This window comes from Pseudoalteromonas sp. SANK 73390 (assembly GCF_054966645.1).
In genome coordinates this window covers 14,316-35,251 of record NZ_ARPN01000125.1, presented here as the reverse complement: position 1 = coordinate 35,251, position 20,936 = coordinate 14,316, and the positions used below count along the sequence as shown (strand labels likewise).

The window sequence follows — 20,936 nt, the reverse complement described above, 5'->3', positions numbered from 1 at the left end:
ATAAAAGGTACCATACCGCGCATAAATATAACTTTAGAAAAGACAACATTAAATACGCTTTTTAAATATCAGGATTAATAGAAAGGACTATTATGAACATTAACCAAAGGGAGTGGTTGTCACTCTCAGGTACACCCTATTATTTTAATAAAAATCCTAGTACAACACTTTTAAAATACATCATACCTTTGTTTTTGTTAGCACTGAGCGCTCAAACACATGCATTAGAGTGCCACTGGGCTAATGTTGAAAGCGACACAATTAATGATGAATATAACGAGTGGAATATTAGTAAAATTTACTGCATGAATCATTCTATTAATGTCGGTGAAATCGTGTCTATCAGCTATAGAGGCAATCGCTTTTTGAGTGCTTCAGGTAATGTTGAAGAAACGCCACCATCACATCTGGTTGTAGGTCAAACGTATACTTTTACAAATAAGCTTTCCACAACTAACCCCAAGCAAACCATATCAGCCACTTGGGGAGAGAAAGGTTGGCTGGTACCTTACCTAAGTAATCAAAATGATAAGCCAACTAAAATCTACATAAGTGGCAATAAACTACCTAAACATGCTAATGCAGGGTTAAATCTCACTACGAATGCACTTATCAGTAGTGTCTATGAACTCGTTGAGGGGGTTGGTGACAACGCATTATTTAGAATTCAAGAATATACTAATCGATTAGAAGTTAAAGAACCTTACTCTATTGAAACAGGCGAGTATATGGTTCATGTAAATGCTAAACACTCAGACGACACCACAATTACACAAGTATTTACAATAAAGATCGTTGATACCCCAATTTTGTTCGGGCTTCCAAGCACCGAGACCTTTCACAATCAATGGTATAGCTTTCAACCACTTGTTATGTCACCTGATGACACTTTTGACTATCAAAACTTCCAGTTTTACATTAAAAACAAGCCCAGTTGGGCTACTTTCAGCACATCGGCAGGAAATTTATCTGGTCAACCTACGGCTGCTGAGATAGGCAAATATGAAAATATAGCTATCTCAGTTACTGACGGCCAAAAATCTTTTGATTTAGCACCTTTCGACATTCAAGTGAACGAGTATAACTATCCGCCAAGCGTTCATTATTACAATGTAACACGCAGCTTTCCATACTACAGCGGCACACCGATTGAAATAAAACCGTACGTAGAAAATATTGATTCAGACCCACTCACTTTTACTATGGCAAACGCACCCCAGTGGCTCAGTATAGATCCAGATACAGGTATCATTACGGGCACTCCACCAGATTCTTTTTCGGGGGAAGTGGATAGAATTTTCGTTACTGTTTCAGATGATTACCATACAAGCTCTGTAAGACTTGCCCCATTTACGGTTAACTACTTAGATATTGGCCAAATTGAGCTTACTGTACAAGAACCAATTGTTTATCAAATGGGCCATTGGCTACAAACAACCCCAGAAGGTGGGCTGTTCAGCTTTTTCAATTTTACTGAAGAGCAGATAAACAAAGGCATCACTTTTACCATAGTGAATACAAACATTCCGGTGAGTGAAGGTACCTTTGACTTGTATTATGATGGTTCATTCAGTGCTAACATCCACGTTGGAGGAAACCTCCCTAGCAAACCAACTTTAGACTTTGTTGTTATGGTTGGTAGCCAATACTCTCAAATATTCCAAATTGAATTAGTAATCGATGGGAACTCAGTCAAACCTCAACAGGCTCATACCGATAGTGTATTTATAGAAGAAGATAAAACAGTTGAAATAGATGTACTCGCTAACGATGAAGTTCTCGACTTTGAAAAGGCGCAAAGTTCGCTAAAAATCGCTCAACAGCCAGCTAGAGGGTCTGCTGTAGTTGCAAATGGTAAAATAAAATATACTCCCGAGTTAAACTCTTTTGGCAGTGACAACTTCTCATACTCGTTTAAAAACACAACAGGAGAATTTGTCCCTGAATCTTTTGTTGATATTCATATTAACTTCAACAATGATCTCCCTACCATTGACGCTGCAACAGTCAATGTTATAGAAGATAGTGCACTTGAGCCAATCCTCTTGAGAGATTTAACCAAAGATGTTGAAGAAGGCATACCTTCTGGTGCGCTAAGATTAACGGGTATGCCAACAAAAGGCTCCATCAGCTTTGACTTGCAAACAGAATCAATAACCTACACACCTAACAAAAATGAAACAGGGGTAGACTCGCTCTCTTTTACCGTCACCGATTCAATGGGCGCAGTGTCAGAGCCTGGTAAAATTACATTTAACATCACGCCAGTCAACGATTTACCAGTAGCTAGACACGATGTATTTAGCATTAAAGAAGATACTGTTACATCGCTAAACATCTTACAAAATGATGAAGATATTGAAGACAAACCACTTACCAGCCCAACCATAACGCTTGAAGACAAAGGCCAAGGTGCTGGCATTTATGACCTTGCAGTCGTTACCGTTAAAGAAAATAGTGAACTATCGGTCGCTCCAAAAACAGACTTAAGTGGTTATTTTGAATTCACATACACAATCACAGACTCTGATGGGGGTACATCTGAACCTGCGAATGTTCAAATCTCAATTGACTCTGTTAATGATGCACCACAAGCAGCAAACCTTTCAGTACAACTCTTAGAAGATGAGAGTGCAGAGATTACACTAAGTGCAACAGACGTTGATAGTACGAACTTGGACTATCACATTGTTGAAGCACCAACGCATGGCACAGTGAGTTTAAATGGCAGCAAAGTACTTTATGTACCAAACAACAATTATGAAGGTACTGACTCGTTCAAATATGTAGCAAACGACGGCAACTTAAATTCTTTGCTCGCCGTGGTAAACATTATCGTTACTGGTGTACCAGATACGCCAACAATTGAGGGCTCACCTATAACAATAGCCAAACAAGGTGATGAATACAGTTTTAAACCAACTGCATATGATGTTGATAGTAATGACACTCTAACATTTTCAATCCAAAACCAACCAGAGTGGGCAGCGTTTGATACTAAAACAGGTGAACTCTCTGGTACACCAAAAAATGAACATGTGAAAATATATAAAGGTCTCATGATCTCCGTTGTTGATTCTTTGGGTGCAAAAGCAACACTAAAAGCTTTTGAAATCATAGTTAAAAATGTCAATGACAGCCCAGCGATCAATGGTGAACCTGCTAACAATATTGCAGAGGATGCTGAATATAGCTTTACACCTGAGTTCTCCGATCCAGACCTAGATGTACCTAACTCTCAAGAATCACTGACCTTTACTATTTTAAACAAACCATCATGGGCTGATTTTGATATCGAAACGGGTACGTTACATGGCACGCCAAAAAATAATGACGTCGGCATAACTAAAGGCATCGTGATCAGTGTTAAAGACAAAGCAGGATTAACCAGTGCCCTCGATGCGTTTGATATTGAAGTCACCAATGTGAACGACGCACCTATAGCCTATGGATTTACGTTCACGCTAGATGAAGGTGCAACACTAAACATTGGGGATAAAGAAGGGTTACTCAGCACAGCTCATGACGATGATAAAGGTGATGAACTTAAAGTTGAACTGATAAGCAATGTGTCACAAGGTACTCTGACTGTTAATACCGTTGGTTCATTTAGCTACACACACAATGGCTCCGAAACACTCTCTGATGAGTTTAAGTATGTGGTTAAAGATAAAGTGGGAGCGTCATCTGAAATACGCACTGTGAATTTGACAATTACACCTATTGAAGATGCGCCAATTGCAAAAGACGACAATGCGTCAACCAATGAAGATACAGCTGTCACAATCAATTTAATCGACAATGATAGCGATGCTGAAAACAATCTAGTGACTGCATCTGTACACATTGAAAAACAACCAGAGCACGGTAGTGTGTCATTGGAAAATGGTGTAGTTATCTATACGCCCAATAAAGACTTTAATGGTAAAGACGATTTTAGTTACACAGTAAAAGACACTAAAGGACTTGTGTCTAACATAGCTGCAGTAACACTTACAACCAGTGCTATTAACGATGCGCCTATCGCTGAAAATATCAATCTCTCTATTGAAGAAGATACCCCGATTTCCGACATTGAAATTAGGCATATTGCTACTGACATAGAAGATAAAGACGGTAAACCTCTTGGTTTAATAGAGCTCGTTAATGATGCAAAGTTTGGTACTTTGACAATAAATCAAGATTCAGGCACATTCGATTACACACCTAAACTTAACGTGTCTGGTGTTAATGAAAGCATCAAGTATGTTATCTACGATAATGATGAACTCGCATCTTTAGAAAAAACCATCACCATTAACATTGGTGCCATCAATGACCGACCAGTTGCAAAAGGTGATGCCATTATCATTGATGAAGATATTAATGTTGAACTCAATATTCTAACCAATGACTCCGATGTCGAAGACGAAGGCTTTAACGGCGCGAATATTACGCTAGAAGATCAAGGACAAGGCACGGGGACATACGCCTTTGCGAGCGTCACAATTCAAGCCGGTGGCAACTTAAACATAGAGCCTGCCAAAGACAGGTTCGGTGAGTTTAAATTCACTTACACACTGACTGACAGTGAAGGCTTAAACTCAGAGCCAGCGATAGTCACGCTTACAATAAATTCTGTCAACGATGCCCCTGTTGCGAATAACAACAAAGCCCAAGTTGATGAAGATGGCTCTTTTGAAATCAATATATTAGGTAATGATACAGATGTAGACATTGATGAAGAGAAAAAGCTAGATAGCTTAGACCCTGCAAGTATTGTCATTGTAAATCAACCAGAAAACGGTACTATTAAAGTGCTTGACACTGGTGCTATTGTCTATAAGCCCACGCTGAATTTCAGTGGTGAAGACAGCTTTACATACACAGTAAAAGACTCTTTTGGAGCAGTTTCAAACGAAGCAATCGTCGCTATTACCATTAATTCTGTGAACGATACACCTGTTGCAACTGCTACAAACGTTTCGGTTCTAGAGGATAGTCAAACGATTATAACCCTAGCAGGAAGTGATATAGAAAAATCAACATTAAGCTTCAATATTACAACAAATCCAGCCAAAGGTACTTTGACCAAAAACAGCGATACAGCATGGCTATATAAACCAAATGCTAACTTTAACGGTATTGATAGTTTTACATTTACGGCCAACGACGGTGCGCTGAGTTCAGAACCTGCGTTGGTTAGCATCAATGTGACAGCTGTTAACGATGCACCAATAGCAAGCGCACTTAATGAAAACACGCTCGAAGAAGAACAAGTTAACATCAAACTAACAGGTGAAGATATTGATAGCGACACACTTACTTTTATTATTGTTGATAATACCAGTAATGGCACAACCACAATTGTAAACGGTGCAGCGACATACACACCAAACACTAACTTCTTCGGCAGCGACACATTTACCTATGTGGCTAACGATGGTTCACTAAGTTCAGCACCAGCTACCGTTTCGATCACGGTCGAAAATGTCAACGATGCACCAGAGATTTCAGGCTCACCAGCATCTAGTGTGAAAGCCGATAGCGAATATAACTTTACGCCTACGGTAACTGACATTGATAGCGATTCATTCACATTTAGTATTGCTAACAAACCAACGTGGGCCAAATTCGATACCGCTACTGGTACTTTATCAGGCGCGCCAACAAGAGCCGATATTGGCGTGAGCAACAACATTGAAGTGAGTGTTAGCGACTCTGAACTCTCTGCTTCACTTACACCTTTTAGTATTGAAGTAACCTTTACTAACACCCCCCCACGCACGCAACCACAAGCAATCACAGTAGATGAAGATGGCACTACCAGCTTTATTCCGCAAGCAAGCGATGTGGATGGTGATACGCTAACACTAAGCGTTGTACAACAACCGGTTTCGGGTACAGTTGAAGTACAAGGGACTACGATTACTTACTCTCCAAATACCAACTACCATGGCGCAGATAAATTCAGCTATATTGTTGACGATGGCACAGTCAAATCAAGCGAAACAGATATCTCTATCACCGTAAACTCGGTGAATGACTTGCCTATAGCCAAAGCTGACAGTTTTGAATTTACAGCCAACGATAGCAATCGTTATAGCTTAGATGTTCTGGCAAATGATACCGATGCCGATCAAGAGCCGCTCAGCATTATTGGTGCACAAGCCTCTATCGGTAATGTAACAATTGAAAATGGCCAACTGATATACCAAGCGGTGAACACTGCAAGTACTTCAGCAACTATTAGCTACGTAATTGCAGATGCACAACAAGCTAACAGCAGCGCTATGGCTACTTTAACCATCACATCGACACAAACAGGCTTACCGCAAATAACTGCACCTGTTGATATCAATGTGAATGCCGGCGGACTATTTACTAAAGTAGACTTAGGTATCGCCACAGCCTCTGATTCACAAGGCAATACCCTGCCCGTTTCATTGGTAAATAACAAGCGTGTGTTTAAGCCCGGTAAACACCTTGTTTATTGGCAAACACAAGACGCTGAAGGTCGCCAAGCAACCGCCACACAAACTGTCATCGTCAACCCTCTGGTAGCCATTGAACGAGGTATGACTGTGAGCGAAGGAAGCAGTTACTCACTAACCGCGACCCTTAATGGCGATGCACCAAGTTACCCCGTTCATGTGGGTTATACCGTATCAGGCTCAGCGACTGAGCTTGACCATAACCTTGATAGTGGAATGATAGAAATCACCCAAGGCCGCGCAGCAACTATCTCGTTTGAAATCTATCATGATTCTCAATCAGAAGAAGATGAAACGCTTATTGTTAGTTTAAGTTCTAATAACAACGTAGACCCGTCAGCACAAACAGCTGAGGTTGTTATTGCTAAAGGCAATGTCGCACCAGAACTTAATGTTGTTGTGACACAACAACAAGAGCAAAGAACTTTAGTTGCCCAAGATCAAGGCACAGTAAGTATCAAAGCCATAGCAAGTGATGTGAACGCGACAGACCAACTGAGCATCACATGGCAAAGCAATGATGACAACGTGGTTAATACCAGTGACTCAAGTGATGAGTTTACTTTCTCTGCAGCTGAGCTTACTGCTGGAATCTATAGCATTACAGCGACAGTAAGTGATGATGGACAACCGGTACTAACTGCGACTAAAGATGTTTACATTGAAGTCATTGAGCAACTGGCAACATTAACAAGCCAAGACAGTGATGGTGATATGATCCCCGATAATGAAGAGGGCTTTAGCGACTCTGACGGTGATGGTATTCCCGACTACCTAGATGCAATTGACCAACCTAATGTGCTACAAAGCCAAGGTGGCAGCTCTGATGGATTCTTGATTGAAGCTCAGTCGGGTACATCATTACGTAAAGGTGTTGCGGTTGCACAAAACAGTTCAGGTGGCGCACAACTGCTTGCCTCAGAACTACCTCAAGACGATAGCGCACAAAACGTAGGTGGCTTGTATGACTTTGTAGCCTCAGGTCTGCAAAATTCAGGTGATGTATTCACCATTGTATTACCGCAATACGAGCCCATCCCTGTTAACGCCGTTTACCGTAAGTACCAAAACGGCCAATGGATAAACTTTAGTATTGGTAACGGCGATGGTGTTATGTCAGCACGCGGCGAGAAAGGCTACTGCCCTGCAGCCAACAGCGACCAATGGCAAAACGGCCTAGCTGCAGGTGATTGGTGTATTAAGCTACTGATTGTTGACGGTGGCCCAAATGACGACGACGGTAAAGCCAATAAGCAGGTTGTTGATCCAAGTGGTATGGCTATAATACTCAATGGTAATCAATTACCTGTTGCGAACGCAGATGAGTTTAGAGTGCTAGCTGGCAAACGTACCTCACTGGCATTATTAGAAAACGATACTGATCCTGATAACGATAACCTATCACTGCATAGTGCTAATAGTGAACTTGGTGAGGTTGAAGTTGACGATGAGCAAGTATTCTTTACTGCACCAAACAATTTCGCGGGTGTGATAAATCTAGATTACATGATTGTTGATAGCCAAGGTGCATCAGCCAGCGGCGCTGCAAAAATCACAACTTATGTTAACAGCACGCCTGTAGCTCATGCAGATATAGCCAATACTAAAGATAATCAAACGATTGATATTGATGTTTTGTCAAATGACACCGACACCGATGGTGATAACCTAACTCTTACATCAGCAGAGGTAGACAAAGGCAGCGTAAGTATTAGCGACAACAATACCCTTCGTTTTACACCTGAAATTGGTTTTGCAGGTATAGTAACTATCAACTATACAGTGGCTGATAGTGAAGGTGCCACTGATAGCGCGCAAGTTGCTGTCACTGTCACGGCAAGTGCGAACACAACCACGCCGTCACCGACAAAACCCCAACCAAAAACAGAAAAAGCATCCTCTGGCTCATTTGGGGCATTGATTATGTTAGTACTGTTAGGCGTTGTCACCCGACGAAGAGTATCCGCTTTGTAGCTCAATCAAATTAAAAGTGTTACTACCCAAAGGCCAGCCTAGCTGGCCTTATTAATAATTGCCATTAATATAAATGATTTATAACACGTAGCTGTAACAGCCCAATGCTTTGGGTAACCCGAGTCAATTTGGATACACTCTCCATACTAAAAATGTTTAATTTAGTTACAATAACAGCTGCTGACGTTTGTACTTATACCAATTGCATTAATTAAATGATTAGATATTGCGATCGGTAAATGTCTTAGGTGCACATATGGACTTTTTGACATTAGCTGGGAGTCCACATAAGCCCCTAATAAATAGGTAAAAATCTCGCTGTTTAGTTATTCTACATGACTCATTTTTAAAGCAGTTAATGAGTCATTTAGCCCGCTATAATGATCAATATTTTAATAACATTAATGGTATTAAAATGAAATACTCACCCCAATAGAAGGCAAAGGCATATCGGGGAACTGATAATCTTTTTCAAACTTTGAATACATTTTATCGTATTCAAGCTCTTGCACAGCTCTTGAGCCATAAACGTTCAACACTTCAAAATAGACATTACTTTCAAGTCCAAATAGTTGCGTTCTATAATCAGCGCGAATATCTAGGCGATGATAATTATCCCATTGCAGGACATTAAACTCTCCATAATGTGGAATATAGAATAGGGGCTCATTACCTTGCTCTATATAAGGTGTTGCTGATTGGACTTGAGTATAACGCCTGCCACTTTGAAAACGCCATTTGGCGCCCAACTGCCAATTGTCATTCCACTTATAATCAACCACAAGGTTGGCAACCCAAGGCAAATCAAACTCTGAATTAAACTTTTGCTTTGTAAGGGGATTATCACGCTCTGTTTTGCTATATGCAATACTCGCCCAACCAAACCAATCATCAGCAAGCTGCTTATTAACTAACAACTCAATCCCGTAGGATTGACCTTTAGCAACATCTTCAAATGTAGAGTGCCCCGTAGTTATTTGGTTTGGCATGCGCTTTTGTGCATTAGGATTAGCAACAATTAAGTTATCTAATTCTTTATAAAATAGTTCTGTTTTAACGCTATACCCATCATCTAACTGAGACTCCAAATTCAACGCATAATGCTTTGAACCACTAGCTTGCAAATTAGGGTTGCCATACCCTTCAATGATAAATTGATAGTCATCAATTAAAGTATGATGCACCCCCATACTAAAATTCACCTTGTGCGCCATGTTAACTTGGTAGCCCACTCTTACTCTTGGCTCCAGATAGTTTTGGTCATTCCTATCAGAGCCGATAAAAGAAATACCCACTTGATAATCCCACCTCTGAGATAAATCTGCACTTGCTTGAACATAAGCTTGATATTTGTTGAAGCTCAATTTACCTGACGTTTCAAACTGTTCACTAAAATAACTTGGAGGACAAATTTCAAACTCTAAATTACACGCAAGCAAGCGACCACTGCTAACATAATCTACTTCAGTGTCTTGCAGCTTTGCCCCAAATTTAATAACACTGCTTTCACCACGATAAGTTACATCGGTTTGCGCTATTAATTTTGTGATGTCTGCATCCCAGCGAAATATATCACCCTCACGTTCTTGTTTATTTTGTGTCAATATATTCAGGCTCGTGGTTGTTTCAAAATCCCCAGTAAAATTTTGCCAACTTACAGCTTGGCTGTGAAAGTAAGTTTCAAAACGCTCCCCTGATGCTAAATCTGGGTTTTTACCAATATCTCGCCCCCCCTCATCAAAAGCAATCTCAATATAATCTTTCGCACCACTTGCCGTGGCACGAATAATATTATTATCATTCACATCCCAAATCAGCTTTGCTTGGTAGTCACGATTTCTTGGTGGCACCGCGAACGAAAAATCTTCGTCCTCGATAAAGTTATCAACATAGGTGTGAACTAAACTTTCACGAAAAGAAACATAAAATGCCGTATTACTAGATATTGCCTGCTCATATAAAAAACCACTCCTAAAAAAGCTCAAATCGAGTACCTGAGAGGGACTATCTCCATCAGGGTCTCGCAACTGAGTTAAAATAATGCCACCATTAGCATCAGCGTATTTGCTAGACCAAGCACCCGTTTTTAATTCAAAGCTCTCAATGAGTAATGGGTTATAAATACTCAAACCATCGTTATGAAATACATAGCCCATTTCCAAACCATCAGTTAGGTACAAATTATCACTCACAGAGCTACCCCGAATAGCGGGCTGTGCTACTGGCCCTCCTGTACTTGGCGTAGCAAGCACAACCCCAGGCAAAGCTTCTAGCCCTTTTAATGGGTCGTTCCCCGTACCAGGCAAAGACAACAACTTGCCTGAACTGATTTTGATACCATCAGGTTTTGAAGCAATCACGGTGATACTTTCTATCTCTTTGTCTGTTGCATTACTTTGTGCCCAAACTGGTGTGCCTACCGTGCCAATAATCATTGCTAAAATATGTTTTGAAAAAGTCATCTTGCGTCCTTTAATATTCATTTTGTGATGACTTTAATTTACGTACCTATTGCTTTCTGGTTTAATTAAACTATTGATTTATGTATGAATGGGCAGTTTTTTGTATGAATGGGCAATTTCCATTAGGCGCAATTAGTCCTTGGCGATATTTTTTCTTTGTTGGATTCTTTTTGGCTTGCCTACTGTGTGTATCAGATGATGATAATCACCTGCCTATTTGGCTAAGTTTTTTAGTTTGGCAAGTACAAGTTTTTTCGTGCTTAGCATTTTTTATTGTGTCCCACTGCTTACTCACGGGCCCTTTAGGAAAGCAAAATGACATACTAAAACTAGCAATTAGTTCTATTATAGGCGTTACTTTTTACACCCCATTCTCATTGCTGATTGACGTTTATGTTGAATATGAAACAGCATATAGCTGGAATGCGCTTTTTGAAGAATGGCAAAACATGGTGCCCCCTGCACTATTATCATGGATAGCCATTAATTTGCCTTGGATCATTGGCTTTAAGCTCGAAAAAACAACAAACACACTCCATAGTGAAGAAATTGCAGTAACAGAAAGCATTAATGATACAAAATCGCTACCTGAATTAAGCCCAACTTTTGAGCAAAAGAATATTCAATGCACAAAAAATGAAGCGCAACCAGTTCAAAATCATAACAGTGACCCTCACTCGTTTTATCAACTAGCACAACTCAAATCCATTAGTGAACTCATATATTTAAAAGCTGAACTACATTATTTAAAAGTAGTTACGCAATCACAGCAGCATTTGATTTTATATAACCTAAAAGATGCTATTGCAGATATTTGTGCCGCTGAACCAAACCTTATTGATGGACAGACGCATCGCAGCTTTTGGGTAAATAAAGTACACATTCAATCACTTTCAAAAAATAACCGCGAAGGCTCACTATTAATGTCAAATAAAGAGCATGTACCTGTCAGTCGTACCAATATGAAAAAGGTAAAAAAGTGGTTAGAGAGTTAATTTTAGATTGATAATTGACGCATCTTGAGTCACTAAAGTAGCTTTATAAACAGCCATATTTATAAGTATTAAAGTATAAGAGCTAAATGAAATGCTGTCGTAAAGTGTCGTGAAGTTTTCAGGTTATAGTCGTAATGTAGTCGTAAAAGGATCCTTAATAAGGTTGGATCATTACGCTGACTTTAAGCAATCTAATCACAGGATTAATATGAAAATAAATGCCGCATTAATATTAAAATTAAGAGCTAATCAAAGCTGGTCTCAAGAAGAGTTAGCGATTGCTTCTGGCTTAAATCTCAGAACAATTCAGCGAATCGAAAAAGACGCAACCGCTTCACTGCAATCTAAAAAAGCACTGGCGTCAGCATTTGACATCAATATTCATGACCTTGACGATGAAGAACCAGTAAAAGTGACCAAATATGAATTTAAAACATTGGAAATAGCAAATAAAGAGGGGTTTCTTGCTGGCCTTAAAAAACAAAAACTACCAGATTTGGCCAGTATTTTGAATAAAGAAGGTCAAGATGGTTGGATGTTGGTGCAAGTGCTAACACCAGAGGTTGCTCAAGGTGTTTGGACAGGTCAAACAGGCACAATGCTTGCTATTTTACAAAGAGAATGTACAAAGCCAAAAAGTTATTCATAAGCTTCGCTATGTATTCACTGAATAGGTAAACTTTGATAAACCACAAAAATTACCCTAAAGCATGTCAATCTTTATTGTTTGTTTATATAGCCACTAAAAGCACACGCTAAAAAGCGGCAATTACTCGCCGCCCATCGAGCATTTATTGATTTAACTTTGCTTTAGCCTCTTCAACTTTTGAGAAATCTAAACCCAATTCATCGACGGCCTCTTTGATAAGTTCAGGGTTTTGCATTACCAATCCCATTAACTGCTGAAGCTTTTCTGGAGGAATGCCTAACTGTGAAATCAACCCCATTGCCATCATTGGGTTTTCAGTTAACGTTTGGAAAAGCTCTTTTGCTTGCTCGTCACTTATGTTGTGCTCTTTTAGTATCGCCAAAATTGGGTTCATGATTTTACCTTTTATACTCAAGTAGTGCGCCAGTACCTTTTCACAAAGCAAAAGCGTATGATGGTTATATGTAGTGGCTCTGGTTGTGTTTTTCAAGTGCCTACTTTTGGCGCATCAAAGCGACAGCTAAACCAGATGAAATAAAAGTCACGCCCGCCCCTATATTTAAGCCCGCTACAACTTTACGTGGACCGAATAATATACAAACTAGTTCACGTTTTTATTGATACTCATTTAATTTATGCATTAAATTATTGCGCACAGCAGGCCATTCGCTGGCGATAATCGAGTATACAGCGGTATCTCTTAGTGAGCCGTCGGGCATAATTTGATGTGCCCGTAATACCCCATCTAATTTAGCGCCTAAACGTTCTATAGCACTTCGAGAAGCATGATTGAAAAAATGTGTTTTAAATTCAACGGCGATGGCATCGCATATTACAAATAAGTTTTCTAGTAAGAGCAGTTTAGCTTCTGTATTAACTGCACTACGGCGCACACTACTTGCGTACCAGGTATAACCAATGGCCGCTCGTTTATTGCTGCTATCTACTTGATAATAACGTGTAGTGCCAACAACTTTTTGCGTTTTATTATCAATAACAGCATAAGCGATATCGCCACTTTTAGCTTCTTCGATTGCCCTCTCAATATACGTTTGCATTTGCTCAGGTTTGGGTACGTTGGCATACCATAGCCGCCAAGGTTCGCCATCTTCAACAGCGCACTTTAGGCCGTCAATATGGCACAGTTCTAAGGGCGCTAAAGTGACATAACGTCCTTTTAAGGCAGTGTTTTTTATCCTCATTATTGTTATTTCCTTTATGATTCTTTATTCGTAGATGTATTGCAGTTACACTCAGCATATTCGCAGGCCTCAGTGCCTGAAAACAAAGCCGAGATTGGCATTTTAGAAACGGTTGGAGTAAATGTGCTGCTGAATTTTGCTGTTTTAATCGCCCTTTTGCAAGGTGCACCACCTAACTTATCAGAGCTAAAATCACAGTTCATGCTTCAACCTGATGAGCTTGCACAACGCTATTATCAATATGCAGAACTGCCAGCTAATACGGGTTCAGCTCAGTTTTATCAACTTACTCTCAAAGCCGCTATCATAAGCAATCAACCTAAGCTTGCCAACGCCATTGCTCTAAAACTTTCACACCCTATATGGCAGCCCCATATTGATAATCATCAAGCTAAGTTAATTAGTAATCTAGGTGTTCTTTTGAGAATGAATGGTCACTACGAACATGCAATTGATGCTTATCAGTGCGCTTTATCTTTGAATAATGGCAGTAATAACTTTCGCTTTCATACGCTTTTAAATCTACAATCGGCAATGTTACACGCCAAACAATACGACAAAGCAAAAAGTATACTAGAGCAAGCTAAAGCACTGGCTGAAAACAAACAACAACATCTGCGAGTAAAGATAAACTTAGCTAATTATCTGCTTGATAACAATCAACTACGCCAAGCAAGACATTTATTCAAAGCGCTATATCGAGACCTTAGTTTGGCTGGCGAAACTGAAACTGCTGCACGCATCGGGCTAAACCTCTTAAATACTGAAGTGCTACTTGGTGATTTCAGACAGTTTTGGCGCTATCAAAATTCAGTTAGACAAACTATTTTTTCCATTGCCAATAGTAATCATCACTATTATTACCATTTTGTGATCATGCATTCATTAGTCAGTGCAATGCAGGCACCTAATGAAATTCAACACACACGCTTTGCTTATGCCATTGAGCATGGTGATTTTTTATTTGAACATGGTCAGCAACAATCAATACGCAAGTATGTAGAAATGGTGAATGTACCTTGGATCTCAGTACAATTTGCCAAGCAAACAGCGCAGTATGAGCGCGTTAGGCCTAAAAAAACAGTGCCATTAGACTTGCTAGAACAATACTGCATTGCGCCAAACGAAAATCAAAGTCGCTTAAAAAGCGACTTTGACTCAATTACTTAATTAAAAGTCTGCGTATCTCGCGCTATTTTTAGCAAATTCAAATACATTGATTTTACCACACTGCGCAAAATGGTTATTTGTAGTGTAAGGTGTACCAATTTGTGCTATATCCCCCTCCCATCCTTGGCCATTTTTTACATAAGCTTTTAACTCAAACCAACCATCTATACTGTTACTACAGTCCATTTGCACATCTAACATCCAATAGTGATCACCGTACAGGTTGAGTGGTGTTTCTCCATAACCATCTTGTGAGACAACACGTTTAACACCCCATGCATCAGGCCATTTATTCGTTGTCCAATCCAAAGGGCTGCCTTGAGCACCTGCATTTTGTGTCGCTTCATTTGCTGACCAATCAAGATGGTGATCACCTACTTTCCAATCATTAGTCGTGCTGTTTTTTAAATTATTATGGGTTATTTTTAGTGCACATTGACTCGCATCCTGTGTGCAATTTCTACCAATACTCTGTGCATAGTTATGATCAATGCCACCACGCACAAACATATCCTGCCCTGCTTGGGTCGCAGCCTTAATAAAAATTACCGTGCGCTGCATTGGTTCGATGACATCATCAACAATCTTTGCGTTATGGTGAATGGCCAGTGCATCCATTTGAGTCAACGTAACATCAGCATACCCTTGTGTGTTGACCGTTACAGTTCGCCCAGAACAGCTCGATTTATTAGCGTTTAAACTACCTGTTAATACGTCACAATATACGCCCTGAGCAAGGCCCGTTTGCAAAGTGTGTGTTAAGGCTACTGAGTCACGGTTGATCGCAACAAACCCTTCATTACCACGAGAAAATGCTATCTGATTATTACCGTTATCCCACCAATTATTAACTTGCCAATGGCTAGTCGTGTTATTGCGAAAATCAACTGCACCAGAGATCATCATATGGCGATGCTCACACTGCCATTGATCTGCAAAACAGTTAAGCTGTCCATTATCATGCACTGTTATACTAGGCGGCCCAGCATCACTATCGTGATTGAACTCAAAACTCGACATTACTTTTGGGTAACCATAAGGATAAGCCAACATAAACACATTCGCTAAATCATATAGTTTACCATCAGCAAACGTCACCACGTTACCAGCACCACCATGTCCGCGTTGATTATCATGATTATCAACAAAAACAACGGCTTTGTAACTTGGCATCATCCCCCATGCCTCACCAAAATTACTCAACCATGCAAGCTTACCGTTTTTAAACGCCTCTCCAAGCTTAGTGGTGTATTTAAACTCAGTCACAAGCCCATTGCCAAAGTACTCATTTGCACTGACGGCTTCACCACCCTGATCAATCACTTCTTGAAATATCAAAGGTGTACCGTTTACTTGCGACAAAATAGTAGCAATGTCTGATGCTGGCATGTGCTTGGAAGCGTCTAATCGAAACCCCGCGACCCCGGCACTTACTAAAGTGTTTAAAAAATCCGAAAGTTGCGATTGTACATAAGTGGTATCGGTATCTAAATCAGCTAACCCAACTAACTCACAGTTTTGTACCCGCCACGCGTTATTACCGTAGTCTTCATCATTAATCGCACAACTTTGGTGAAAATCTTGTGGGCTATACATAGGAAATTGTTTAATACCATAACTCGTCCCAGCAGTACCTTGACCACTGCCCGCCGCCATATGGTTTATTACAGCATCTACGTATATATCGACACCAGCTTGCTTGCAGCGCTTAACCATATCTTTAAACTGCGCTTGCGTGCCACCACGACTTTGTAATTGGTAGCTTACAGGTTGATAACGTGTCCACCATGGTGCGCCAGTGATATGCTCATTAGGTGGTGAGACTTGAACAGCCGCATAGCCTTTGGGTCCTAAAAAGGTTTCGCACTCTTGTGCTACATCAAGCCAAGACCACTCGAACAAGTGAACAAACGTGGTAGGTTGAGCTTGCGCAGAGTGCGCAAAACACAGCAATGCAGCACCACTGGCAGCCGAAAGCTTAGATATTTTATTTAATGTTGTCATAATGTGCTCTTTTGTTTTTTGATTTATTTACAAACCGATAACAATGTAGAGCACTGTATCTAATTTATCCCGCTGAATACGTATGCAACTATATTATTTAGCTGAATTAATTCTTTGCTGTAACTGCTCGAATGACGCCAAAATAAACAAAATCATCTTCAATTTCACTTAAAGTAGGCCATATTTAAAGTGTTAACTTGCCGCTGAACGACTTAAACGATCATGTACATCCTGCCACTGTTCATCAAGTGGTGGCAGCTCAATCCAGATATGCTTTATTTCAGCACCATCAAGCTGATGCAGTGCATAATAAAGGTTTTGTGCATAACGTGCTTTATCTGATGATAGCTTCATTTGCATCGCGCTCGTATTATCCAGCTCATTCGTTAAAAAGTCAGAGTAATACAGTACCGCTATATCACTTTGATACAATATTGAATGCGCTGTTAATTGTTCAAACAAATGTTTGCTTTGCATTAGCTTGACCGGTTTTGAAGGTTGATAATGCGCTTTCACATTGCCCGGCACGGCCGCATTATGAGTTTGCGGCATGTGAATCGGATATCCCAATACAGCTTCTATTTGTGATTTAGTAATAGGACCGGCACGCAAAATAGTGGGTGTGTGGCCAGTAACATCAACAATAGTTGACTCTAATCCAACCTCACAAGGCCCGCCATCTAATATTGCCGCAATTTTATTATTCAAGCCAAACATAACTTGCTCAGCCGTAGTTGGGCTAATGCGTTTGTAGGGGTTTGCAGACGGCGCAGCAAGGCCTGTATCTAAACGGGCTAGTAATGCTAATACATCCGCCTGATTTGGTACTCGTAAACCTACTGTGTTTTGTCCACCAGTCACAATTGTTGATACATGATCAGCTTTAGGTAAAATTAAGGTCAAGGGGCCTGGCCAAAATGCACCAGCTAACGCCTCTACACATTTAGGTATAGCCGCAGCCCACTTATTCAGCTTATCGACCCCGTCAACATGTACAATTAAAGGGTGATCGGCAGGGCGACCCTTTGCAGCGAATATTTTACTGACAGCATCGGGTTGGCTGGCATCGGCTGCAAGCCCATAAACTGTTTCTGTAGGAATAGCGACCAACTCACCACTTTTCAAATACTCAAAAGCAGTTTCTAAACTCCGCCGCTCGTTTAAAGATAAAATTTCAGTTTTTAAGTTAGCGCTCATACCTAATCCAATAAGGAACCATGTTCGTACATACTCTGCAAACCCGCTATTATACCTTAAGAAATGACCACAACGACAAATAAATTCTTATTTAAGAGCATGTGACAATAATGACTTTCAATCCTAACTTACCTTTAGTGTATCACCCAAATTACTCTTTCTCATTCGACCCGAAACATCGCTTTGTAATGAGTAAATTTGCAAAGTTATTTGAGCACTGCCAGCAACAAGGTTTCATTAAAAATAACCTTTACCAACCAACTTTAGGGACACCTGAGCATCTAGAAGAAGTCCACTGCGAAAATTACATTTGGGATCTGTGGCATAATCGTTTGAATAATAAAGCCATGCGTCGTATTGGCCTACCATGGTCTGAGCTGCTTATGGCACGCACATTCACTGCACCATTAGGGACGCTAAAAACAGCTCAACTCGCCTTAGAGCATGGTATTGCGTGCCATTTAGCTGGTGGTACACACCACGCCCATTATGACTTTGGTTCGGGGTTTTGTATGGTGAACGACTTGGCTTTCACTGCCAGCACGTTAGTCACGCAACAAAAAGCGCGTAACATTCTTATTTTTGATTTAGATGTACATCAAGGTGATGGCACTGCAGCTATGCTCAAACACAATTCATATGTATTCACCTGCTCGATTCATTGCCAAAAAAACTTCCCGTTTAGAAAACACCCAAGCGATCTCGATATTGGCTTAGATAACAACCTTGAAGATAATGCCTACCTAAACATTGTAAAAGAAACACTAGTAGGACTCATCGAAGATATTAACCCTTCATTGGTTTTGTATGATGCCGGTGTTGATGTTTGGCAACATGATGGATTAGGTAAACTAAATATTACTTGGCAAGGCTTACAAAAGCGCGATGCCTTAGTATTAAAAACATGCCAAAAATATGGTATTCCTGTTGCCACAGTCATTGGTGGCGGCTACGACAAGAACCATCAACGTTTAGCTCAGCGCCACGGCATTGTAATTGAACAAGCTGCTTTACTTTAACAAATAAAGGTCAGGTTAACCTAAGGGCTTTCAAAATTTGCATTATGCTCAAGCAGAGCCTTGCGAACTCGCTCTATAATGTGTGGGTCAGTATTTTTATTAAATGCCATACATGCACGACGTTCATCGGCATTTTTAACTTCATAAGCAATTTCTAATAACTCATATGGCTTGCCTTGTCCTTTCATCATTTCATACGCGGTGTACTCAGTTGTAATAACGAAATCTGCTCTTCTAGCAAGCAATTTACGGGGAATTGCGCTGGGATCTGCTGAAAGGTCTAAGTTTACCTCTTTTTTAAAACCTCTAGCCAATAAATATTCATGCGACATACTACCTCGAACCAGTGAGATGATATACTTTTTGGCATCTTCCAGAGATGTTAATTTAATATCATCTCTGCTGCGAAGTTTAAATAAATATTCTTTAACCGGTTTAAGTAAAGGGCAAGCCCACAAAAATAAAGGCTTGCGCTCTTTGGTCTGATAGATGGAATAAATCATGGTATTTGCTTTGGTTTTTACCAACTTCATAGAACGAAGCCAAGGATAAACCCTGATCTCATAAGGTACTTGAGCAGCTTCAAGCACTTCTCGCACCTTTTTAGTTGCACGCCCCACCACTTCACCTTCTTCATTGCTGAAGTTGTATGGTACCCAATCTTCAGTCACTACATTCAATATGGGCTGAGCATGGATAGTGCAAGAGCACAGCAAAAACACAAACCAATATATCCTCATACCACACTCACCCTGACTGTTTTTTAAACATTATGCGCATTACCCCTATACATTGCAAAAACAACAACTAAAGTTTCATCTCTGGTTTTGCTTTTTATCTTAACTTCATGCACCATGCGCTCTTAATTAATAGAAAGTATAGTACGTTATGAAATCATTCTTCTTTTTGCTTTGTATTTGGTTATTCAGCCAAGGTGCCAATGCTCAACAACAACATACGCAGCCTACAGAGGCTGAAAAACAACAAGCACTTGATGCCCAGCAAGCCCCTATGTATAAGCCCCTTATAGAGAGATACATTTTAGACGAGCTAAAAGCTGTCCGTTATGATCAACAAAAACTACGTGAAGATGTAACCAAGCAAGTCACTCACAGCCAATTAGATGCCGCTGATAGAGCTATAACCTATACTACAGACACCGTTAACAATGTATTATTTATTATCACTGCAACAGCTTCAATATTAGTTGTTGTTGGCTGGACATCACTCAGAGACATTAAAAACAAAGTTGAAGACATGGTTAAGGAACGTGTCGGTAATATCACAGAAGAATACGAACAAAGACTGCAAATACTTGAAGAAAAACTAAAAGAGCGCTCTGAAGAAATCCTCACTAACCATAAAAAGATAACCATTACCAATGAAGTACACTCGCTATGGATGCGAGCCAACTTAGAAAGTGATATGAGCTCTAAAATTGAAATTTACGACGAAATCCTAAATCGTAAACCAGAAGATGTGGAAGCCATTGCATACAAGGCTGATGCGCTGTTAGAGCTTGGCGACACCAGCCTTGCTATACAATTGTGTAATCAGGCGTTGGAGATGGATAATGATTATGGCTATGCATACTGGCAAAGAGCCTGCGCCTTCGCCATATTGCATCAACATGCAGATGCGATGTCAGATATTCGCATGGCTTTAGAATATGCCCCAAATTTAAAAAATGAACTATTGCATGAGGCCGCTTTTGCTAGTTTACACGACAATGCAAGCTTTAATGAATTGATTGATCATACTTAAAAGCATGACTGCAACCATTGCTATTGT

General features: G+C 40.2%; 12 protein-coding genes. 6 read left to right on the top strand and 6 right to left on the bottom strand.

Features of this window, described 5'->3' with window-relative positions; genetic code table 11:
* Positions 1 to 92 precede the first annotated feature (92 nt).
* Entirely contained in the window at positions 93 to 8,447 is an 8,355-nt protein-coding gene (locus tag SANK73390_RS17380; RefSeq protein ID WP_462767700.1) for an Ig-like domain-containing protein, read from the top strand.
* 410 nt (positions 8,448 to 8,857) lie between these two features.
* Here the strand turns inward: SANK73390_RS17380 and SANK73390_RS17375 are convergent, their stop codons facing one another.
* Complete coding sequence (locus tag SANK73390_RS17375; protein WP_462767699.1) at positions 8,858 to 10,909, bottom strand: TonB-dependent receptor plug domain-containing protein; 2,052 nt, start codon at positions 10,907 to 10,909, stop codon at positions 8,858 to 8,860.
* Positions 10,910 to 11,013: 104 nt separating this feature from the next.
* Between SANK73390_RS17375 and SANK73390_RS17370 the strand changes: the two genes are divergently transcribed.
* Together SANK73390_RS17370 and SANK73390_RS17365 are read left to right on the top strand one after the other, a co-directional pair.
* Positions 11,014 to 11,904: a LytTR family DNA-binding domain-containing protein gene (locus SANK73390_RS17370; RefSeq protein ID WP_462767698.1), complete on the top strand. Its 891-nt coding sequence runs from the start codon at positions 11,014 to 11,016 to the stop codon at positions 11,902 to 11,904.
* Between the two features lie 208 nt (positions 11,905 to 12,112).
* On the top strand, positions 12,113 to 12,553 hold the full coding sequence (locus SANK73390_RS17365; RefSeq protein WP_462767697.1) for a DUF4177 domain-containing protein: 441 nt from the start codon (positions 12,113 to 12,115) through the stop codon (positions 12,551 to 12,553).
* Between the two features lie 142 nt (positions 12,554 to 12,695).
* Here SANK73390_RS17365 and SANK73390_RS17360 read toward each other — a convergent pair whose 3' ends face one another.
* Positions 12,696 to 12,947 (bottom strand): DUF2999 family protein, encoded by a 252-nt coding sequence (locus SANK73390_RS17360; protein WP_462767696.1) that lies wholly within the window; start codon positions 12,945 to 12,947, stop codon positions 12,696 to 12,698.
* A gap of 220 nt (positions 12,948 to 13,167) precedes the next feature.
* Positions 13,168 to 13,755, bottom strand: coding sequence for a GNAT family N-acetyltransferase (locus SANK73390_RS17355; RefSeq protein ID WP_462767695.1), 588 nt, complete (start codon positions 13,753 to 13,755; stop codon positions 13,168 to 13,170).
* A gap of 72 nt (positions 13,756 to 13,827) precedes the next feature.
* On the opposite strand from SANK73390_RS17355, the gene SANK73390_RS17350 reads away from it, so the two are divergent.
* Positions 13,828 to 14,925, top strand: coding sequence for a tetratricopeptide repeat protein (locus SANK73390_RS17350; protein ID WP_462767694.1), 1,098 nt, complete (start codon positions 13,828 to 13,830; stop codon positions 14,923 to 14,925).
* Here SANK73390_RS17350 and SANK73390_RS17345 read toward each other — a convergent pair whose 3' ends face one another.
* Positions 14,926 to 16,929, bottom strand: a complete 2,004-nt coding sequence (locus SANK73390_RS17345) for an alpha-amylase (RefSeq protein ID WP_462767693.1) — start codon at positions 16,927 to 16,929, stop codon at positions 14,926 to 14,928. It abuts the gene before it with no gap.
* Between the two features lie 192 nt (positions 16,930 to 17,121).
* A complete protein-coding gene (locus tag SANK73390_RS17340) occupies positions 17,122 to 18,126 on the bottom strand; it encodes an L-threonylcarbamoyladenylate synthase (protein WP_462767692.1) in 1,005 nt (334 codons plus the stop codon).
* Between the two features lie 110 nt (positions 18,127 to 18,236).
* Between SANK73390_RS17340 and SANK73390_RS17335 the strand changes: the two genes are divergently transcribed.
* Positions 18,237 to 19,145: a histone deacetylase family protein gene (locus tag SANK73390_RS17335; RefSeq protein WP_462767691.1), complete on the top strand. Its 909-nt coding sequence runs from the start codon at positions 18,237 to 18,239 to the stop codon at positions 19,143 to 19,145.
* Positions 19,146 to 19,165: 20 nt separating this feature from the next.
* On the opposite strand, the gene SANK73390_RS17330 is transcribed toward SANK73390_RS17335, so the two are convergent.
* Complete coding sequence (locus SANK73390_RS17330; protein WP_462767690.1) at positions 19,166 to 19,885, bottom strand: substrate-binding periplasmic protein; 720 nt, start codon at positions 19,883 to 19,885, stop codon at positions 19,166 to 19,168.
* Positions 19,886 to 20,033: 148 nt separating this feature from the next.
* Between SANK73390_RS17330 and SANK73390_RS17325 the strand changes: the two genes are divergently transcribed.
* Positions 20,034 to 20,909, top strand: coding sequence for a tetratricopeptide repeat protein (locus tag SANK73390_RS17325; protein WP_462767689.1), 876 nt, complete (start codon positions 20,034 to 20,036; stop codon positions 20,907 to 20,909).
* Positions 20,910 to 20,936: the final 27 nt, after the last annotated feature.